An 18,559-nucleotide genomic window follows, 5' to 3' on the forward strand; every position below is an offset into this window, starting at 1 on the left:
ACTTTACCAAATCAGTTGTGGCGGGTGCTGAATCTTCGCGCCGAGGGCGCGCGCACGGAGAGGACCGACCGGGTCGGCAAGGGCTGACGTCCGTCAGGATCGACGGCGCGTGCCGTCTCGTCACGAACCGGCCGAGGACGCCACGTGAACAGCAGCGCGACGGCGAGGAGCAGTTCAGCGATGTCCCCGCCGTAGTACATGAGCTCGCCGGCTCCCCGCAGCTGCGCCGCGGGAACCGGAACCTGGACGAACAGTTCCGCGTACATCACCTGAAAGATGACGGCGTGCGCGGTGATCGCGAGACCGAGCACCACGAGCCGCACCGGCACGGAGGGACGGCGCGGGGCGGGATCCGGGCCGGCGACGACCCACGCGAACAGGCAGCCGGCGAGCAGGAAGTGGACGTGGACGAGCACGTGCAGCAACTCGTTCCGGGTGGTCGCGACGTAGAGCGGCGAGAAGTACAGAACCGCCAGACCGCCGACGTTGAGGGCCAGGGCGACGAAGGGATTCGCGACGAGGTGCACGGGCGAGGAGCGCAGTACGCGGCCGATCGTGCGGCCGCGCGCCGGGGACACCGACCGCAGGACGAGGGTGATCGGGGCGCCGAGCACCAGACCGAGCGGGGATGTCGGGCGCTGCGGGTCAGCGCCGGGCACTGCCCACGGTCTCGTGTGTCCCCGTGTAGTGCATGGGGCTGTCCAACAGGTGCGCCGGCGGCAGGTTGCGGTCGGGGGTGTGCACGACGGGTGCGTCCGCCGGGACGCGGCCCCGGGCCCGGTCCCAGCCGGCGCGAGCGCGCGGATGGTAGCGGTAGCGCCGGGGAACGAGCTTCTCCCCCAGCCCGATCGATCGGCCGACGAGGCGGTGCAGGCGCTGCTCCCGGCGTGAGAAGGTATACCCGAGCAGGTCGCGCACCGCCGGATCGTACAGGCCGATCGTCAGCCAGAGGAACCCGTGGGTCACCGGCGGCCGCAGCACCGCCCATACGCTCGCGGGCATCCACCGCAGGAACGGCGGCCGGCCCAGGTGCGAGAGGTCGAGCACGTCGCGGGTCGCCTTGTTGTCCTCGAGCACCTCGCGGCACATGCGGTCCCAGTAGCGCAGGAAGTCCTCCCAGCTGTCGGGGACGGGCCGCATCGACATCCCGTAGAGCCGGTACCACTGCACGTGCTCGTCGAACAGCCGGTGCTTGTCGGCGAGCGGGAGCGGGCCGTCGAACCATTCGATCGAGACGACGAGGCTGTAGAAGAACGTCGAGTGCGCCCAGTAGAACGTGTCGGGGTCGAGGGCGTGGTAGCGCCGGCCCTGCTTGTCGATCCCCTTGATCGTGTCGTGGTAGCCGCGCACCCGCGTGGCGGTCTCCGGGGCGCGCGGCCCGTCGAAGACGACCCCGTAGATGGGGTACAGCGAGCGGTACAGCCGTTCCCACCGCTCGTCGAAGAACTGCGAGTGCTCCTCCACGGCCGCGCCGAGACCGGGGTGCATGTTCTGCATCGACCCGGCCCACGGCCCGAACACCATTCCGCGCCAGCCACCGAAGTACTTCCACGTCAGGCTGTCGGGACCGAGCGGCACGACCTCGTTTTGACTACGCACGTTGTCAGTTTGGGGCGCGCCTCGGAAGGTGTCAAGGGCACGTGGACTTACTCGCATCTTCGGAATCCGCCCACGCCGTGCACCGCGCAATTTCCGGAAACACGGGGATCTGCGATCGGTCGGGCATGCACCACCAACTCGGGGCTCGACGATCCTGACCCGCGACCGCCGCCCGATCACGACGGTTGGTGCGTCCGATGGGCGGCGGAGTGCACCGGCACTCGCCTGAGAACACGGCACGGCACCGCACCGGCCGGGTGCAGCAGCAGATCGGTGGTCACCACCACCGACCCAGGAGGGGAACGGAACTCGAACTCACGCAACAGGATCGCCAAGGTCACCGCTGCCTCCAGCATGGCGAAACGCTGACCGATACAGCCGCGGGGACCGTGACCGAAGGGAAACCACGCATACTTGTGACGCTCCTTCACCCTGTCCGGAGTGAAGCGATCCGGGTCGAACCGGAACGGATCCGGCCACAGATCGGCACGATGGTGAATCACCCACGGCGCCAGGTTGACGTCCGCTCCGGCAGGGATCCGGTACCCGCACACCTCGCTCTCCTCGACAGCCCGCCGTGTCAGGTACGGCGAGGGTGGATACAACCGGGCAGCCTCCTCGAGCACCATCGTCGTGTACGTCAGCCTGTGGACATCGGAGGCAGTCGGTGTCCCGGTGCCCAGCACTCGTTCGGCTTCGTCCCGCGCCCGATCCTGCACGCCGGCGTCCTTGCCGAGCAGGTGCAGCGCGAACGTCAACATGGTGGCCGTGGTGTCGTGCCCTGCCAGCAGGAACACCTTGACCTGATCGCGGATTTCCTCGGTGGACAACGTGTCGCCATCTTCTCGGGCCGCCACCAGGCGCCCGAGCAGGTCCGTCCCCGCTTCGGCGGCGGTGCGGCGATGCTCGATGATCGCGTCACACAACCCGTCGAGACGCGATTCTGCACGCGCGATTCTCCGATTCCCCGGTGTCGGCCACGTCGAGGGAATCCGAACTGCGGATACCCCCCGCTGCAGGACGGCGCGTCCGAGGACGGGCAACGTCATGCGCAGGACCGGCAGCATCCGGGGCGCCTGCACGCCGAAAAGGATGCGAGCGGCGACACCGAGCGTCAGCGCTCTCATCTCCCCGTCGAGGTCGACGAGGTGACTCGGGCAGTTGTGCCACCGGATGGCCACTCGCTCCGCTTCCTCGACGATCGGTGTCACGTAACCATCCACACTGCGCGGGGTGAACAGGGGCTGGATGAACCGACGCTGACGCAACCATGTCTCGTCCTGACTCGTGACAAGACCGTTCCCGTACAGGTCGCGCATCGCGCGGTAGAACTCCGAGTCCTTCCGGTAGCCGAGGTGGTGCGGGGCGTTCAGCAGTTCCCCGACCCCGTCCGGGTGATTGACCGTGAAGAACTCGCGGCGCCGGCCCGGCAGCCCGACGACGTAGCGTACGACGTCGCCGCCCTCGTCATACCCACGCAGGCCGAGTTCGAGGGGATCGCGAAGCAGTTCCCTCGTGGATCCCAGGAGCCACGTTCCCCGGACGGTCGGTGGCTCCCGTGACGGTGTGCACGGTGGGGGCGTTCGCCTCGGCTGCGGCGGTGACAGCGGGCTGCGGATGCTGTTGGATGACATGGCTGTCCTTGTCGTTCGGATGGTCCGGGCAGGAATTCGACGCGGTGACGACCTGCCGGGCGGCCCGGATCCCAGGACCGCACACTCAGCATCGGACGCCCGACGCCGGAGGATGCGAGTAGCGCACTACCCCAATCCGGCCTTCGCGCCGGGCCGTGGTACGCATGGGGCACGACGCATCCGTACCGGTCCCGCCGGCACCGATGCGAATCGAGTACCTCCCTACGCGTGCCACCCCCACGCGGCAGCGCAACCCTGGATGCATGGACGAGAACGTCGAGACCTGGGATGCCATGTCGAAGAAGCTCCCGGAGCCGTACGCGACAGCGCGACCGACACGGGCAGGGAAAGCCGGCAACGAGCCGATCGCCGAGTACATGGACGTGGGCGCGCCGGACAGAGTCGTGCGCGTCGCGGAGACCGAACCGGAGACCCTCCAGGTGTCGTTCGACGCTGGAGCACCGCTGCTGTGGTGAACTGGAATTCGCATGTGCTCAGTGCGTGGCCGCTGACCGGCCGGGGGGACGAACTGCGAATCGTCCGCGGCGCGATCGCCGGGGACAGCTCCTGCGCCGGCGCCGTACCTACTGGACGGCTGGAACGGAGTCGTCCCGAAGCGTCCCGCTCGGTGCGTTCGCCGACGTCGTCGCCGGCTTCGGTGCCGACCTGCTCATGCGGGTTCGTGACGTTCTCACCGAGCCGGCAGGGGGTCCGACCGAGTTGTCCACTACCCGACGCGGGATCGCTCATCTCGCCTGCGTCGGCACCACGATCGGTGAAGCGGATATCCGAATCGGTTGTGCATCAATGCCACTGCTCGCGAAGCAGAGCCGCGAGTTCGTGCCGGTCGTGAGTTCCGGTCTTGACCTGGGCTCGATACAGATGGCCCTCGACCGTTCGTACCGACATTGTCAGCGCCTCGGCGATCTGCCTATTCGTCAGTCCCCGCATCACCATCGAGATGACCTCGCGCTCACGGGGGGTCAGGGGGAGGTCGCGGTCCGCCATCTCACGGAGGGCGGGGGTGGTCAGCCCTCCGCACTCCTGGGCGAGGCGTTGCGCACGGGCGCCCAGCGTCAACGACGACCCGCGCAGGTTCGCACGAGCGAACGCGAGGGCGGCGCGCGCAGCAGCATCTGCGGCCGCAGCGGTATCCCCCATCTCTTCGAATTGCGTTGCCACCGAGGACAGAGCTTCTGCGTCGTGGGCGGACACGGCGGAAGCGAACGCGGCCGCGATACACGCGCGACGGTTTCGGGTGTTCTCCGCAAGCTGCGCCAGCCGCACTCTTCCCGTCGCGTCACCCAGGTGGACTGCGACCTGTAGGCACATCACTTCCCGGGCCTTCTGATGATGCGCGACGGCGTACTCCGCGGCCCGGAGCGCGACCGCCGCCGCGGTACTGATTTCCCCCAGCGCCGCATGGTTCCAGGCGTGAGCGAGCAACCGCTCCGAGTCGACGAAGTCGAAGGCCGGGTGCCGGTGCTGGTCGACGTCGGACAGCAGCGCCGTCGCCGCAGTACTGCGGCCCGCCATTGCCAGTGCCTGAGCGAGGAGTATGCCGTACCGGTACATCAGGACCGGGTAGTCGAGCGACTTGAACTCGGCGAAGGCCCGCTCGAGGTGTTCGAGGGCGAGTGCCAGCCGCCCGCCCCCGAGGGCGGCCATGCCCGCGATCGCGGTTCCCACCGCGCTCGTCACACCGGGGAGCCGAATGCACTCGCGATAGGTGCGAGCGGCAACGGCTTCGGCTTCGGCCACCTCGCCGGCGAGGAGCATCGCGCCGACATGGAACTCGACGAGGCCTACGCGCTGGTACGAGGCTTCCTGCCAGGATGCCGCCAGCCTGTAGCCCATCGATGCGGTTTCCGAGGCCAGGTCCGACTCGCCCACATCCCCTGCCGCGATGACAGTTCCCCAGATCGCGCACATCGCCGCCGACGGGGGCACCCGTGTCGTGTCGACATCCCGGCCGAGTTCGAGTGCGGCCAGGGGATCACCCGCGACAGCGCTCTGTACGGTTCGAACGGCGCGCAACGACTCCGCCACGGTCGGCGGGGCGTCGCCGAGCGCGTCGTCGACGATCCGTTTCGACTCCTCCGACCGCGCAAGGATCCACAGCATGTTCGTAGCCCGGAGCGTCAGAAGACGCGCGAGCCGATCGTCCGTCAGGCTTTCCAGCGTCATGGCGGCGAGCACATCCTCGGCCTCGGTTCCCCGGTTCAGCAGCAGGAGGGCGTGAGCACGACAAAGGTCGGCTTCGGCCCCGCCTCCGGCGAGCGAACTCGCATGCGCCAGCCGCTCGCAGAGCGACAGATCCAGCAGCGCCATCGCACCCCGAGCGGCGCTCAGGAACAGGTCCGGGTCGATCGGCAGGTCCGAGTCGGTGTGCAGGACTGCCCGCCGTACGACGTCCTCGGGTCCGGACGGCGGGCGAGCCGCGAGCGCCGACACGACACGCCCCCGCAGGCGCCGCAGGCGCGTGTCCCCGGCTCGTGCTCGACGCAACTCTCCGTACAGCGGATGAGCCATTCGTGCAGTTCTCGGGCGACCTTCGGCGTCTATCCGAATGAGCCCGCGGTTCTCCGCCTCTTCCACCGCATCGAGATCGGACACCTCCGACAGCACCGCGACGGGCAGCGGTTCGGCCACCGCGACCGTGTCCAGGACCGTGCGCACCGCCTCCGGAAGCCGACGGATCTGCTCGCCGAGCAGATCCGCGATACTGTCGGAAACGGTGAATTCACCCTGCCAGCACCATGATCCGTGGCATTCGCGCAGACGGCCGCTGGTCATCTCCTGTGCGACGAGATGACGCAGGTACAAGGCGTTGCCCCGCGTCAGGTTCCACACTCGTGACGCCGATTTCTCGTCGACGGGACTGCCGAGCACACTGGCAAGCAGTGCGTCGGACTCGGATCGCGACAAGGGCTGAAGGTCGAGCCGGTGAAGCATGCCGTCCTTCCACAGCGCGGTCACGGCATCGGGTGCCGGCTCTCCGGACCGCACCGTGACGATCAGCCTGGCGGTCCCACGCACTGCCACATGGTGGATCACGAATGCCGAAAGTTCGTCGAGCAGATGCGCATCGTCGACCGACAGCACCTCGTCCGAACCTCCGGAAGCGGACGACTGCACGAGCTGGTCGATCAACTGAAGGGGGTTGGAGGTGGGATGGTCGCACCATCCGGCCAATGCCCCCAGCGGAACCGTCCGTGCCGATGCCGTCCCCACCGCCGACCGCACCGAGAAACCGGCGGACATCGCTCTGAGCACCAACTCGTGCGCCAGTCGGCTCTTGCCCACCCCGGCCTGGCCCGCGATCACGCAACCGCGGTAACCGTCGGTACCGTCGAGTGCCCCCTCGAGCAGACGCAATTCCTCGGTGCGTCCGATGAGCGGCCCTTCCCCCGCCATAACGGCATGGTAGGGACGTCGCTCGTGCCCTGTCCACCGTCACGTGGGCGCCAGGAGGGTGCCATGGGCGCCCGGACTTGCCCGCATCTTCGGAATCTGCCCATGCCGTGGCCTGTGCGAATCCCGAAGATGCGAGCAAGTCCTTCCCCATGGCGGTTCGCTCAACCGAAGGAGAAATGCTCGCTTCCGATGAACCGGGTCTGCGCCGGGCCCGGGATCGAGACGTCGATCGATCCGACGCTCCGGTACACGTGGTCGTCGTCCTGGCAGTCCGCATCGACCGTGTAGTCGCCGTCGGGCACGTTGTCGAAATGCACGGTTTCGTAGTCGGCGTAGTAGATCTCCGCACTCTTCACCAGGGGAATCTCGTCGATCACCGCGTTGCAGTAGTGCGGGTAGTCCGCCTCGGGAGCCCGGTAGTAGATGAACTTGACCGTGATCGTGTGCTCCCGCACGCTCACGCTCCAGCTGCCGTACGGGTAGGGATCCACTGCCGATGCCGTGGGCGCGAGGCCCGTCGTCAATGCGAGCGGCGCCGCAAGGGCGATCGCTGCGCGTCCGAGCTTCGAGCCCTTCATGGGCGTTCCTTTCGACCGTCGACCAGCCCCGACCGGTTCAATGGTCAGCTCAGGAACGGGTACAGGAACTGCAAAGCGCCGCAGTCGATCACAACCCGTGATCGACTGCGGTCGTCCGTCATCTCACCGTGACGCAGTGGGTCACGAAGCAGTCACGCCGTGGCATCGCCGGTGCAGCGCACGCACCTCGTCGACGAGTTCCGGCACCGGACCCTCGACCGTCACCCCGGGCGCGACCTCCCGGATCGGCAGAGACCGGACGGGCGCCGGCGGCACACCCAGCTCCTCGAGCCAGCGGGCGAGTTGCGCCGAGGACGCCACGTACACGACGCGTCCGAGCCCGACCCAGCCGTGCGCGGCCGCGCACATCGGGCAGTGCTCACCGGAGGTGTACACCGTCGCGCCGGCGCGCTCGGCCTCGCTCATATGTGCGGCGGCCCAGCGGGCCAGTTCGAACTCGGGATGCCTGGTCCGGTCGCCGCCCGCGACCCGGTTGCGGTCCTCCGCGAGCCGCGTGCCGTCGGCCGACACCAGCACCGAGCCGAACGGTTCGTCGCCGGCGTCGAGCGCCTCCCGTGCCAGCTCGACGCACCGTCGCAAGTGCGTCATCTCCGATTCGTCGATCACGTGGTCCTCCCGGTGTCGCGGTCGCCGACCGCATCATGTCACCGCGGTCGCCGACCGCATCATGTCACCGCGGCCGGCAGGCCGGTCTCAGCCCGCGCAGGTGTCCTCGTCGGGCATGCCGGCGAACCGCCGGTCCATCCAGTCCATCCCCTCCACGGCGGCGGGAAGCAGGCCGATCCCGTGACCCGCGCCGGTCCCAGGCAGCACCGGCGGAATGGCGTAGCGCCGATAGGTGACGGATGTGCCTCCGGCACACCATTTCCCGACCATCGTGTCGACGCCGCTCACCTGGACGAAGTCGTCCGTCGCGTTCTGCGCGACGAATGTCGGGATCGTAGGGGCGATGTTGCCGAGTTCCTGCTCGCGCACGAGCGAGGCCCACGGTTCGGCGGCCAGGTGGTCGGCGATGGGCCGGCCGTCGACCGTGTACCAGGCCGTGGGGAAGAACGGGTTCATGCGGGGCGCGTCGTAGACGCAGTACGTCTCGGCGCGCGCGAGAATGTCGCGTCCGGCGGGATTGAACACTTCGAGCAGTTCCTCCCGCACCTGCGGATAGGCGGCCGCGAAGCCGTTGACGACCCAGCCGATCCCGCCGGAGAGCAGCGATCCGTCGCCGGCGACGGCGAGGTCGGCGAGCGACGCGGGCGGGGAACCCGCGACCGCGGCGACGACGGGCAGTTCGGGGGCGTAGGTGTCGGCCAGCTCCGCGGCCGCCGCCGACGACATGCCGCCCTGCGAGTAGCCCCAGAAGCCGATGCGGGTGTCCTCGTCGATACCGCGGTCGGTCAGTTGCAGCGCCGCACGGGCCATGTCGAGCATGGCGTGCCCCTGAGAGACGCGGTTCAGGTAGGGATGCCCACCGGGCGTGCCGAGGCCCTCGTAGTCGGTCATCGCGACGGCGTAGCCCCGCGCGAGCAGCGGCACGATGTGCAGGTATTCGTACTCCTGGAGGTGGTTCGTCAACTTCGACGGCGCGCACTGGTCGCCCATGCCCTGCGTGCCCGGACCGAGGACGACCGTCGGGCGCGGACCGTCGCCGGCCCAGGGCCGCGACGGCACGAATACCGTGCCGGTGACCGCGATCGGGCCGCCCGTGGCGTTCTCGCTGCGGTACATCACCCGGGTGGCGAGAGCGTCGAGCGCCGGTGCGACGACGGGCTCGGCGCGCAGGACGTCGCCGGCCGCGCCGCCGGGCAGCGGATCGGGTGGGAGGTAGAACGCGTCGTGGCCCGATGCGGACCCCGTGGGAGCGGCGGCCGCGACGGACCCTGCGACGAGTGGCGCCAGCAGCATCGTCAGGGCGGCGGTGAACAGGCGGGCGGTGGGCGTCGGCATGCCGAGCATTCTGCACACATATGTACTCCGAAGGAAGGCGCCGCGACGAGGTTTCTGAAACGAGTTCTACGATCGTTCCGGTGCTGCGGCCCGATGAGCGGGACGAGCGCCGCCGGCATTCTCCCGCCGCGGCTAGGGTCCGGGTCGCCGCTGTATCCGCAGGACGGAAGGGACGCGACCATGACCGTCGAAGAGCGACTGGCCCGGCTCGAGGCGCTCGAGGAGATCCGGATGCTCAAGCACCGGTACTTCCGTGCGTGCGACGCCAAGGACCCGGAGGGCATGCGCGCCTGCTTCGTCGCCGAGGGTGCCGACATCTACTACGGCCCCGCGCTGGGCAGCTTCGACGACGCCGACGGTCTCGTCGAGGTCTACGCCCGCCTCGCCCTCGAGCGCCTTGACGACCGGTACGTCATCCTCGACATGCACCACGGCATGCACCCGAGCATCGAGATCACCGGCGAGGGCACCGCCACCGGGGCGTGGACGCTGCGGTTCCGGCAGGTTGACCTGCGGGCCCGCACCGAGCGGGTCAGCGCACTCGACTACGACGACGACTACGTCGTGGAGGACGACCGGTGGAAGATCGCCCGGTGCCACGTGCGGGTGCACTGGTCCATCGAACGCCCACTGACCGACGACGCGAAAGTGGTGCATTAACGCCTCTCCTTCCCGAAGGCAGGAGATTCCCGACTCAGACCGCAACCGCACCACCACCGGGAGGGAGGTGATCCGCTTGACTCACGTCGTCGACACCGGTGTGGCCACGCTCCGCCACAGCCAGAATCACTCTGGCAGCGTTCCGGTCCCGGCACGCGGTATGCCCGCACGCCCGGCACCGGAAGATACGTTCCTCGAGTCCGAGGGGTTGCTTGGCTCTCGCGAAACACCTCGAACACGTCATGGTCGTGTACGCGGGCCGCACCAGCACCACCTTCCGGCCGGCCCGCCTGCCCTGCTCGAGCAACTCCCGTTTCACCGTCGCGATCGCGGCATCGGCGGCCGTGCGCGCCATCGTCGACCTCGACAGGAACCGGGGTCGGAAATCCTCCACCGCGACCAGATGATGCGCCTCGACCACGGCCCGGGCCCAGATCCGGCCGTCGTGCCGGTTCTGTCGGGCCGCCTTCTTCTGCACCTTCGCGACCCGGGTGCGGGCCCGGCGATAGCCCCTCGAGGGTGGGTGCCCCGTGCCTCGGCGGCGCCGCGCCATCGTCCGCTGCGCTCTCGCCACCTGCGCCGCACACCGTTTCCGGTGCCCGTGCTGCGGCAGGTCGAACCCCTCCTCGGTGGCCGTCGCGGTGCGGGCCACGCCCCAGTCGATCCCGACCGCGCTGCCCGGGTCGGCGGCCGGGATCGGCTCCACCTCGCGGGTCACCACGAACGAGGCGTACCAGTGCCCCAACGAATCGCGGGTGATGCGCACACTCGACGGCTCCGACGGCAGTGCCCGCGACCACACCACCGGCACACGCACGCCTTTGGGCAGCACCAACCGGCCGTGGCGGATCCGGAACCCGCGGCGGGTGTACTCGAGCGACGGCAGGGTCTTCCTCCGCGCCTTGAACCGCGGCCGGCCCCGGCCCTCGACCGTGAACGACGCGTCCAACGCCTGCGCGTAGGTACGCAGCATCTGCTGCTGGGCGACCTGGGAGCCGTCCCGCAACCACGACGAGCGGGCTCGGGCTTCGGTCAACTGTTTGCCGAGTGTCCCGAAACTCGGTGGGCGGCCCGTGGCGAACTGGTGGACGGCTTCGTTCCACAGGAACCGGCAGCGATGCCACTCGGCGATCAGGGCAGCCGCGGCGGTGGTGCCCGGCCGCAACCGGTAGTTGTAGCGCACCACCTCGACCCCCATGCCGGCACGCTAACCGACCCCACCGACAGGTTCGCCCGACACCACCACTCCCCCGAAAGGAGGACGGCGCTTCCTCTCCCTCGTGAATGAGGCAGTATCGCGCCGCACATCAGATGACCGAAGACATGACCGAACACAAGGTAGCCCTCGTCACCGGCGCGAGCCGCAGCGTCGGCAAGGGCATCGCGTGCGCACTCGGCTCCGACGGCTGGACGGTCTACGTCACCGCCCGCGGCCCGGTCGGCACCGACGGCCCACTGGACCGCACCGCCGCCGAGGTCACCGCCCGCGGCGGGACCGGCATCGCCGTGCAGTGCGACCACACCGACGACGAGCAGATCCAGGCGCTGTTCCGGCGCATCGCCGACGAGCAGGGCGGCCGGCTGGACCTGCTGGTGAACAACGTGTGGGCCGGGCCGCCCGGGTTCGCGGGTTTCTCCGAGCCGTTCTGGCAGCGCCCGCTCTCGGACTGGGACTCGCTCGTCGGCCTCGGGCTACGTGCGCACTACGTCGCGTCCGTCGAGGCGGCGAAGCTCATGGTGCCGCGCGGCAGCGGAACGATCGTCAACATCTCCTCGTTCGGCACGCGCGGCTACCTGCACTCGGTGCTGTACGGCATCTCGAAGGCGGGGCTGGACAAGATGGCCGCCGACATGGCCGTGGACCTGCGCGGGACCGGTGTGACCGCCCTGTCGGTGTGGCCGGGGCTCGTCAAGAACGAGGCCATGCTCGCCCGCGGCATCGACAACTTCGAGGGCTTCTCCCTCGCCAACGCCGAGACCCCCGAATTCGTCGGACGAGTGATCGTCGCGCTCGCGAACGACCCGAAGGTGAACAAGCGCAGCGGGCACACCCTGATCACCGCCGAGACCGCCCTCGACTACGGGGTCGTCGACGTCGAAGGCAATCAACCGGATTCGCACCGCGGGGCGTTCGGCGGCGGCCCGCTGTACTGATCCGCGGAGGGCGCCGAATCCTCTGTGGTCCCTCCCAGGAACGAGATAGCCTCCGGGAAAGGGCGAGAGGGCGGGCACCATGCACAGCGAGAAGATCCCCGTCGCCGGCTCCGGCGGCACGGAATCGACGGCGGTGCTGGATCTGCCGGAAGGCCCGCCGCGCGCGTTCGCACTGTTCGCCCACCGCTCCGGCACGGCAGCGTCGCGGATCTCGGAGACCCTCACCGAGCACGGCATCGGCGTCCTGCGCGTCGCCTGCGAGGGCACCGCCTCGGATTCCGAGGTCGCCGCCCTCGTGCACGCCGCAGATCACCTACGCGACCACTACGCCGCTCCCAGCATCCTGATCGGCCACTCCTTCGGGGGCGCGGCCGTCCTCGCGGCGACCGAGCACGTGCCCGAGACGCGAGCCGTGGTCACGATCGGCGCCCCTGCGGCGACCGAGCAGATCGACAAGCTCGGTGCCGCCCTGCTGGTGATGCACTCCCCCGACGACGACACCGTCGACATCGACAACGCCCGGCAGATCTTCGAGGCGGCCCGTCACCCCAAGTCCTTCCTGTCCGTCGACGGCGCCGATCACCTGCTCACCCGGCAGTCCGACGCCCGGTTCGTCGCCTCGATGCTGGCGGTCTGGGTGGGCAGGTACCTCGACGAGCACCCGCGGCCCGAGCCGCCCCCGGCCGAGGGCGTCGTCGAAGTCTCGTGGAACGGAGCCACCCGGTTCGGGCAGCGCATCGCCATGGGCCGGCACCTGATGACCGCCGACGAACCCACACCCGTGGGGGACGACACCGGGCCGTCACCGTACGACCTGCTGCTCGCCTCCCTCGGTGCCTGCACGTCGATGACGTTGCGCATGTATGCCGACCGCAAGCAGTGGCCGCTCGAGAACGTGTCGGTTTCCCTGCGCCACAGCCGGATCCACGCCGCCGACTGCGAGGACTGCGAGACCCGGACGGGGCGGCTCGACAGGATCGAACGCGTGATCCGGCTCGCCGGTGATCTCGACGAGCAACAGCGGCAGCGTCTGCTCGAGATCGCCGACCGCTGCCCGGTGCACCGGACCCTGCACTCGGAGATCGTGGTGGACACCGCCCTGGCAGCCGGTGATCGGACCGACGACGCGCCGCCCTGAACTCGCGCTGCCCGTCACGCGAGGTGGCAGGCCACCTGCCCGCCCCCGGGCACCTCGGTGATCTCGGGCCGGCGTTCCCGGCACACCGGCAGCACCTTCGGGCAGCGGGAACTGAACGCGCACCCGGCGGGCGGATTCGCCGGGTCGGGCAGCTCGCCCGTGAGCCGGATCCGTTCGCGGCGGCGCTGCCGGGCCGGGTCCGGCACGGGCACCGCCGACAGCAGCGCTTGCGTGTACGGGTGCGCCGGCTCGGTGAACAGCCGCTCCGACGGACCCCACTCGACGATCCGGCCCAGGTACATCACCGCCGTGGTGTGGGCAATGTGCCGGACCACCGCGAGGTCGTGCGCAATGAACAGGTACGCGATGCCCAGCTCGGCGGACAGCTCCTCGAGCAGCGCGATCACCTGGTTCTGGGTGGAGACGTCGAGGGCGCTCACCGCCTCGTCGGCGACGACCAGTTTCGGCTCCACCGCGATGGCCCGGGCGATGGCGATGCGCTGGCGCTGCCCGCCCGAGAACTCGTACGGGTAGCGTTCGGCGTGTTCGGGCCGCAGCCCCACCTGTTCGAGCAGCTGCCCGACCTTCCGGCGGCGGGCAGCGGCGTCGAGATCGGTGTGCACCTCGAGTGGTTCGGCGACGGCGTCGCCGACCGTGCGCGACGGATCCAGCGACGAGTACGGGTCCTGGAACACCATCTGCATGTCGCGGCGCGCGGCGCGCAGCTCGGACTTCCCCAGGGCGGTGACGTCGACACCGTCGAGTACCACCGATCCGGCGGCGACGTCCACCAGCCGCAGGATGCCGCGCGCGGTGGTGGACTTCCCGGAGCCGGATTCTCCGACCAGGGCGAAGGTTTCGCCGGCCCGGATGTCGAACCCCACCTCGTCCACCGCGCGGATCGTGCGCTTCTTCGCGAACGCGCGCCCCCGCACCGGGAACTCGACCCGCAGGCCCCGCACGCTCAGCAGCGGCGCGTTCGTGTCCTTCTCGACGACGGTCATACGGTTCCCTCCAGGATCAGATCGGTCACCCGGGCGCAGCGCGCCGTCCGGTCGTCGCCCACGGCGAGCAGCGGCACGTCGGCGGCGCACTCGTCGGCCCGGTGGGGGCAGCGCGGCGCGAAGCGGCAGCCGACGGGGATCGAGCCGGGCGGCGGCGGTGAGCCGGCGATGGTGTGCAGTTCGCTGCGCCCGCCCACGTCGGGCACCGAACGCAGCAGGCCCGCGGTGTACGGGTGGCGGGGCGTCGCGTACAGCGGCTCGGTGCGGGCCCGTTCGACGACCTGCCCCGCATACATCACGACGACCTCGGTGCACAGGTCGGCGACCACCCCCAGGTCGTGGGTCACGAACAGCACGCCCATCCCGAACCGGCCGGCCATCTCGCGGATCAGGTCGAGCACCTGCGCCTGGATGGTGACGTCGAGCGCGGTGGTGGGTTCGTCGGCGATGAGGAGCTTCGGCTCGCACGCCAGCGCCATCGCGATCATCACCCTCTGCCGCATGCCGCCGGAGAATTCGTGCGGGTACTGACGGATCCGGCGGGCGGCGTCGGGGATGCCGACGAGGTCGAGCACCTCCACCGCGCGGGCCGTCGCCGCCTTCCGGTTCACGCGACGGTGCCGCCGTACCACTTCGGCGATCTGGTCGCCGACGGTGAACACCGGGTTCAGGCTCGTCATGGGTTCCTGGAAGATCATGGCGATGTCGTTGCCGCGCACCGCTTCCAGCTCGCGCGGCGGCATGGTCAGCAGGTCGCGGCCCTGGAAGCGGATGCTGCCGGCGACGGTGCGGGACTGCCGGGACGGCAGCAGCCGCAGCACCGACGAGCAGGTGACGGATTTTCCGGATCCGGACTCGCCGACGAGCCCGACGAGTTGACCGGCCGCGACGTCGAAGGACACGTCCTGCAGCACCGGTGTCCAGCCGGACGCGGTGGCGAACTCGACGCCGAGACCGTCGACGCTCAACAGTGGTTCGGTCACTTCTCGCTCCGATTCTCGCGGCCCACCGAGTCGCGGATCCCGTCGCCGAGGGTGTTGCAGGCGAGCACGGCGAGGATGATCGCGACGGCGGGGATCAGCACGGGCCAGGTGGTGTAGTTCCATGCCTCGCGGCCCTCGGCCAGCATCCGCCCCCAGCTCGGATCCGGTGGTTGCACCCCGAGTCCGAGGAAGCTGAGCGAGGATTCGGCGAGCATCGCGAAGCCGCACGCGAGGCTGATCTGCACGATCAGCGGGGAGAGGGTGTGCGGGAGGATGTGCTGGCGCACGATCCGCGTGGTGGGGGTGCCGATGCTGCGGGACGCCTCGATGAAGGTGTTCTCCCGCACCGCGATCACCGCGCCGCGCACGACGCGGAAGAATCTCGGGCCGAACACGATTCCGATCGCGAACATGGCGTTGGTGAGATCGGGTCCCATGACGCCGACGATCGCCATCGCCAGCAGCAGCGGCGGGAAGCTGAGGAACGCGTCGGCGATGCGCGAGAGCAGCGCGTCCCAGCGGCCACCGAGGAATCCGGCCGCGAGGGCTGGGATCACGCCGAGGAGCAGACCGACCGTCACCGAGATCGCCGCGGCCGTGACCGCGACGCGGGCCCCGTAGAGCAGCCGCGAGAGGGTGTCCCGGCCGAGGTTGTCGGTGCCGAGCAGATAGCCGTCGGACAGCGGCGGCAGCCGGCGGGCCGTGAGTTCCTGCATCAGCGGGTCGTGCGGGGCGATCAGCGGTGCGGCGAGCCCGAGGACGGTGATCAGGGCCAGGAACACCGCCGCGGCGACGGCGGCCCGCCGGCCTCGGAACCGGCGCAGGAACCGGCGGCGCGGCGATTCGACGGCGGCCGGCGCCGTTTCCGCGACGGGGTTCGGGGAGGTGAGGGTTTCGCTCATGCCGCGCTCCTGGTCCGAGGGTTCAGGTACCCGTAAGAGATGTCGACGAGCAGGCTCATCACGACGGTGGCGAAGACACCGAAGATGACGACGCCCTGGATGGCGGGCAGGTCGCCGGACAGCACCGCCTGCACGGCGAAGTCGCCGAGTCCCTTGAGGCCGAACACCGACTCGATGACGGCCGTGCCGCCGAGCAGGAACGCGATCTGCATGCCGAGCACGGTCGCGGTCGGGATGAAGGCGTTCTTCAGGGCGTGCTTCCACAGGACCGAGCGCCGCCCGAGCCCCTTGGCGGTGGCGGTGCGCACGTAGTCCTGCTGCATCACCTCGATCATCGAACTGCGCAACTGGCGGGCGATCTCGGCGGCGGCGGCGAGGCCGAGCGCGATCGCCGGCAGCAGCAGGTGACTGAGCCAGGGCCACACGCCCTTGGCGAGCGGGGTGTAACCGGTGGCGGGCAGGACCCTCAGCTGCAGCGCGAAGACGAGGACCAGGATCAGGCCGAGCACGAAGTTCGGGGTCGCGACGCCCAGGGTGGATCCGACGCTGGTGGCCCGGTCCTGCCAGCTGCCCGGCCGGCTGCCGCCGACGATGCCGGCCGGGATGCCGACGGCCAGCGCGACGAGCACCGCCACCAGGGTCAGGGACACGGTGACCGGCAGGCGGTCGACGATCATCTCGAGCACCGGCGCCTTGTAGGTGAAGCTGGTCCCCAGGTCGCCCCGCACCAGTCCGCCGAGGAAGTCGGCGTACTGCACGACGACGGGCTGGTCGAGCCCGAGTTCGGTGCGCACCAGCTCGATCTGTTCCGGGGTCGCGGTCTCGCCGGCGATCCGGTGTGCGGGATCACCCGGGATGAGGAAGATCAGGCCGAAGGTGATGGCGGTGGCGATCAGCAGCAGCGGTAGCACCGCGAGCAGCCGTTGCCCGATCAATCGAAGCATCCTGCCGGTCCTTTACATCGTGTCGAGGTGTCGCTCGGGACGCTGCCGCCCCGGTCACTCGGCGGCGGTGAGGCCGATCCCGCCCCATTCGTCCAGCGCCCGGTACGGCCGGTAGCCGACGACCCGGTCGGTGAGGGTGGCGCCGAGGTCGGAGAAGGCCAGCGGGATCATCAGTGCCTGGTCCACGACCGTGGCGGAGACGTCGCCGATGAGCCGTCCGCGGGCCTGCTGGTCCGGTTCGGCGTTCGCGGCCGCGAGGGCCTCCGCGAAGCCGGGGGTGACGTCGTGCGACGGGTTCTGCGGCGAATCCGGCGCGAAGTACGTGGTCAGCAGCAGCGACGGATCGGCCCGTCCGGAGAAGGTGGTCAGCACGGCGTCCAGCTCGCCGCGGTTGAAGACCGGCGACATCTCGGCGGGGCTGAGCAGCCGGATCTGCATGGTGACGCCGATCGCGTCGAGCTGCTGCTGGACGATCTGTGCGATCCGCTCGTTCTCGGGCAGGTTCATCACGCCCGCGGTGAACGTGAACCCGGCCGGCAGCCCGGCCGCGGCGAGCGTCTCGCGGGCGGCCTGCTCGTCGTAGGCGTACCTGTCGGCCAGCTCCGGGTTGTAGGCGAAGTAGCCCTGCGGGAAGTTCTGGCTGGCCGCCTCGCCGTGGCCTTCGAGTGCGGAATCGACGAGGGCCTGCCGGTCGATCGCGGTGCTCAGCGCCCGGCGCACGTCGACGTTGCCGAACTCGCTGCGGGTGCGGTTGAAGTGCAGGACGTAGTGGTTCAGGCTCGTCTGCACCTGCGAGTCCAGGCCCTGCGCGGCAGCGGGGTCGATCGAGAGCGGCGTGGCCATCGCGATGTCGAGTTCGCCCGACGCCAGCGCGTTGATGCGGGTCTGCGGGTCGGTGACGACCTCCCATTCGAAGCTCTCGGCGGTCACCGACTCCGGATCCCAGTAGCCGTCCCACGCCACGAAGTCGTACGACGCGCCGGGCTGCGCGTCGGCGACGGTGTACCGGCCCGCGCCGACCGGCCGCAGCACCAGGGCGGCGTCCTTGTCCGGCGTGCCGAAGGCGTTCGGGCTGACCATCATTCCCGGCAGATCGGACAGGGTCAGGACGAGCTGGGTGCCGGGCCCGTTCAACCGCAGCACCACCGTGGTGGCATCGGGGGTCTCGATCGCCTCGACCGGTGCGAGCATCGTCGTGGTGATCGAGTCCGGCTCCTGGGCACGTTCGAGATTGGCCCGGACCGCCTGCGCGTCCAGGGGGGTGCCGTCCTGGAACTGCAGGCCCTCCCGCAGGTGGAAGGTGAGGGTGCGACCGTCGTCGGAGAACTCCCACGACTCGGCCAGTCCTGGAACCGGATTCGCGTCCCGGTCGCGGTGCACCAGCCGGTCGTACACCTGGGTCAGCATGATGTTGTCCTGCGCGACCCGGGTCTTGTGCGGGTCGAAGGACGACGCCCCGTAGGTGGTCGCGTACCGCAGCGTCGCCTGCGGGTCGACGGCGTCCGACGTCGGGGCGGAACCGCACCCGGCGAGGAGCGCGACGGCCAGTGCGGCGCCCAGGGCGAGTCTCGTGCGACGGGCCAT

The 18,559-nt window shown here is 69.8% G+C and carries 17 protein-coding genes; 4 read left to right on the plus strand and 13 right to left on the minus strand.

Going from position 1 to position 18,559, the window contains the following annotated elements:
* Positions 1–11 precede the first annotated feature (11 nt).
* The 3 genes from AC2IPW_RS20205 to AC2IPW_RS20215 all read right to left on the minus strand — a co-directional run bounded on the left by AC2IPW_RS20205 (position 12) and on the right by AC2IPW_RS20215 (position 3,233).
* A complete protein-coding gene (locus tag AC2IPW_RS20205) occupies positions 12–659 on the minus strand; it encodes a cytochrome c oxidase assembly protein (protein WP_486375503.1) in 648 nt (215 codons plus the stop codon).
* Positions 646–1,578, minus strand: coding sequence for an oxygenase MpaB family protein (locus AC2IPW_RS20210; RefSeq protein WP_486377038.1), 933 nt, complete (start codon positions 1,576–1,578; stop codon positions 646–648). Before AC2IPW_RS20210 ends, AC2IPW_RS20205 begins: the two co-directional genes overlap by 14 nt.
* Positions 1,579–1,775: 197 nt before the next feature.
* A complete protein-coding gene (locus tag AC2IPW_RS20215; RefSeq protein WP_017679946.1) occupies positions 1,776–3,233 on the minus strand; it encodes a cytochrome P450 in 1,458 nt (485 codons plus the stop codon).
* A gap of 263 nt (positions 3,234–3,496) precedes the next feature.
* Between AC2IPW_RS20215 and AC2IPW_RS20220 the strand changes: the two genes are divergently transcribed.
* Positions 3,497–3,709 (plus strand): hypothetical protein, encoded by a 213-nt coding sequence (locus AC2IPW_RS20220; RefSeq protein ID WP_017679945.1) that lies wholly within the window; start codon positions 3,497–3,499, stop codon positions 3,707–3,709.
* A 328-nt stretch (positions 3,710–4,037) separates the two neighbouring features.
* Here AC2IPW_RS20220 and AC2IPW_RS20225 read toward each other — a convergent pair whose 3' ends face one another.
* The 4 genes from AC2IPW_RS20225 to AC2IPW_RS20240 all read right to left on the minus strand — a co-directional run bounded on the left by AC2IPW_RS20225 (position 4,038) and on the right by AC2IPW_RS20240 (position 9,199).
* Complete coding sequence (locus AC2IPW_RS20225; RefSeq protein ID WP_017679944.1) at positions 4,038–6,650, minus strand: LuxR C-terminal-related transcriptional regulator; 2,613 nt, start codon at positions 6,648–6,650, stop codon at positions 4,038–4,040.
* Between the two features lie 161 nt (positions 6,651–6,811).
* Positions 6,812–7,228: a hypothetical protein gene (locus tag AC2IPW_RS20230; RefSeq protein WP_017679943.1), complete on the minus strand. Its 417-nt coding sequence runs from the start codon at positions 7,226–7,228 to the stop codon at positions 6,812–6,814.
* A gap of 141 nt (positions 7,229–7,369) precedes the next feature.
* Positions 7,370–7,855, minus strand: a complete 486-nt coding sequence (locus AC2IPW_RS20235; protein ID WP_017679942.1) for a nucleoside deaminase — start codon at positions 7,853–7,855, stop codon at positions 7,370–7,372.
* 87 nt (positions 7,856–7,942) lie between these two features.
* Positions 7,943–9,199, minus strand: a complete 1,257-nt coding sequence (locus AC2IPW_RS20240; RefSeq protein WP_017679941.1) for a lipase family protein — start codon at positions 9,197–9,199, stop codon at positions 7,943–7,945.
* 171 nt (positions 9,200–9,370) lie between these two features.
* Between AC2IPW_RS20240 and AC2IPW_RS20245 the strand changes: the two genes are divergently transcribed.
* Positions 9,371–9,850 carry a nuclear transport factor 2 family protein gene (locus AC2IPW_RS20245; protein ID WP_017679940.1) on the plus strand — a complete coding sequence of 160 codons (480 nt, stop codon included), beginning with the start codon at positions 9,371–9,373 and terminating at the stop codon, positions 9,848–9,850.
* Between the two features lie 34 nt (positions 9,851–9,884).
* Here the strand turns inward: AC2IPW_RS20245 and AC2IPW_RS20250 are convergent, their stop codons facing one another.
* On the minus strand, positions 9,885–11,048 hold the full coding sequence (locus AC2IPW_RS20250; RefSeq protein ID WP_486375504.1) for an RNA-guided endonuclease InsQ/TnpB family protein: 1,164 nt from the start codon (positions 11,046–11,048) through the stop codon (positions 9,885–9,887).
* A gap of 125 nt (positions 11,049–11,173) precedes the next feature.
* On the opposite strand from AC2IPW_RS20250, the gene AC2IPW_RS20255 reads away from it, so the two are divergent.
* Complete coding sequence (locus tag AC2IPW_RS20255) at positions 11,174–12,004, plus strand: SDR family NAD(P)-dependent oxidoreductase (protein ID WP_302069351.1); 831 nt, start codon at positions 11,174–11,176, stop codon at positions 12,002–12,004.
* A 79-nt stretch (positions 12,005–12,083) separates the two neighbouring features.
* Positions 12,084–13,142: a bifunctional alpha/beta hydrolase/OsmC family protein gene (locus tag AC2IPW_RS20260; protein WP_486375505.1), complete on the plus strand. Its 1,059-nt coding sequence runs from the start codon at positions 12,084–12,086 to the stop codon at positions 13,140–13,142.
* Between the two features lie 14 nt (positions 13,143–13,156).
* Here the strand turns inward: AC2IPW_RS20260 and AC2IPW_RS20265 are convergent, their stop codons facing one another.
* The 5 genes from AC2IPW_RS20265 to AC2IPW_RS20285 are packed head-to-tail and all read right to left on the minus strand — an operon-like array spanning position 13,157 to position 18,559.
* A complete protein-coding gene (locus AC2IPW_RS20265; RefSeq protein ID WP_371382322.1) occupies positions 13,157–14,146 on the minus strand; it encodes an ABC transporter ATP-binding protein in 990 nt (329 codons plus the stop codon).
* A complete protein-coding gene (locus AC2IPW_RS20270; RefSeq protein ID WP_371382321.1) occupies positions 14,143–15,129 on the minus strand; it encodes an ABC transporter ATP-binding protein in 987 nt (328 codons plus the stop codon). The genes AC2IPW_RS20265 and AC2IPW_RS20270 overlap by 4 nt, the downstream gene beginning before the upstream one ends.
* Positions 15,126–16,031, minus strand: coding sequence for an ABC transporter permease (locus tag AC2IPW_RS20275; protein WP_003934602.1), 906 nt, complete (start codon positions 16,029–16,031; stop codon positions 15,126–15,128). Before AC2IPW_RS20275 ends, AC2IPW_RS20270 begins: the two co-directional genes overlap by 4 nt.
* Entirely contained in the window at positions 16,028–16,975 is a 948-nt protein-coding gene (locus tag AC2IPW_RS20280) for an ABC transporter permease (protein ID WP_003934603.1), read from the minus strand. The genes AC2IPW_RS20275 and AC2IPW_RS20280 overlap by 4 nt, the downstream gene beginning before the upstream one ends.
* Positions 16,976–17,029: 54 nt before the next feature.
* Positions 17,030–18,559, minus strand: coding sequence for an ABC transporter substrate-binding protein (locus AC2IPW_RS20285; protein ID WP_486375506.1), 1,530 nt, complete (start codon positions 18,557–18,559; stop codon positions 17,030–17,032).

This window comes from Rhodococcus sp. NS-SX18, assembly GCF_057367935.1.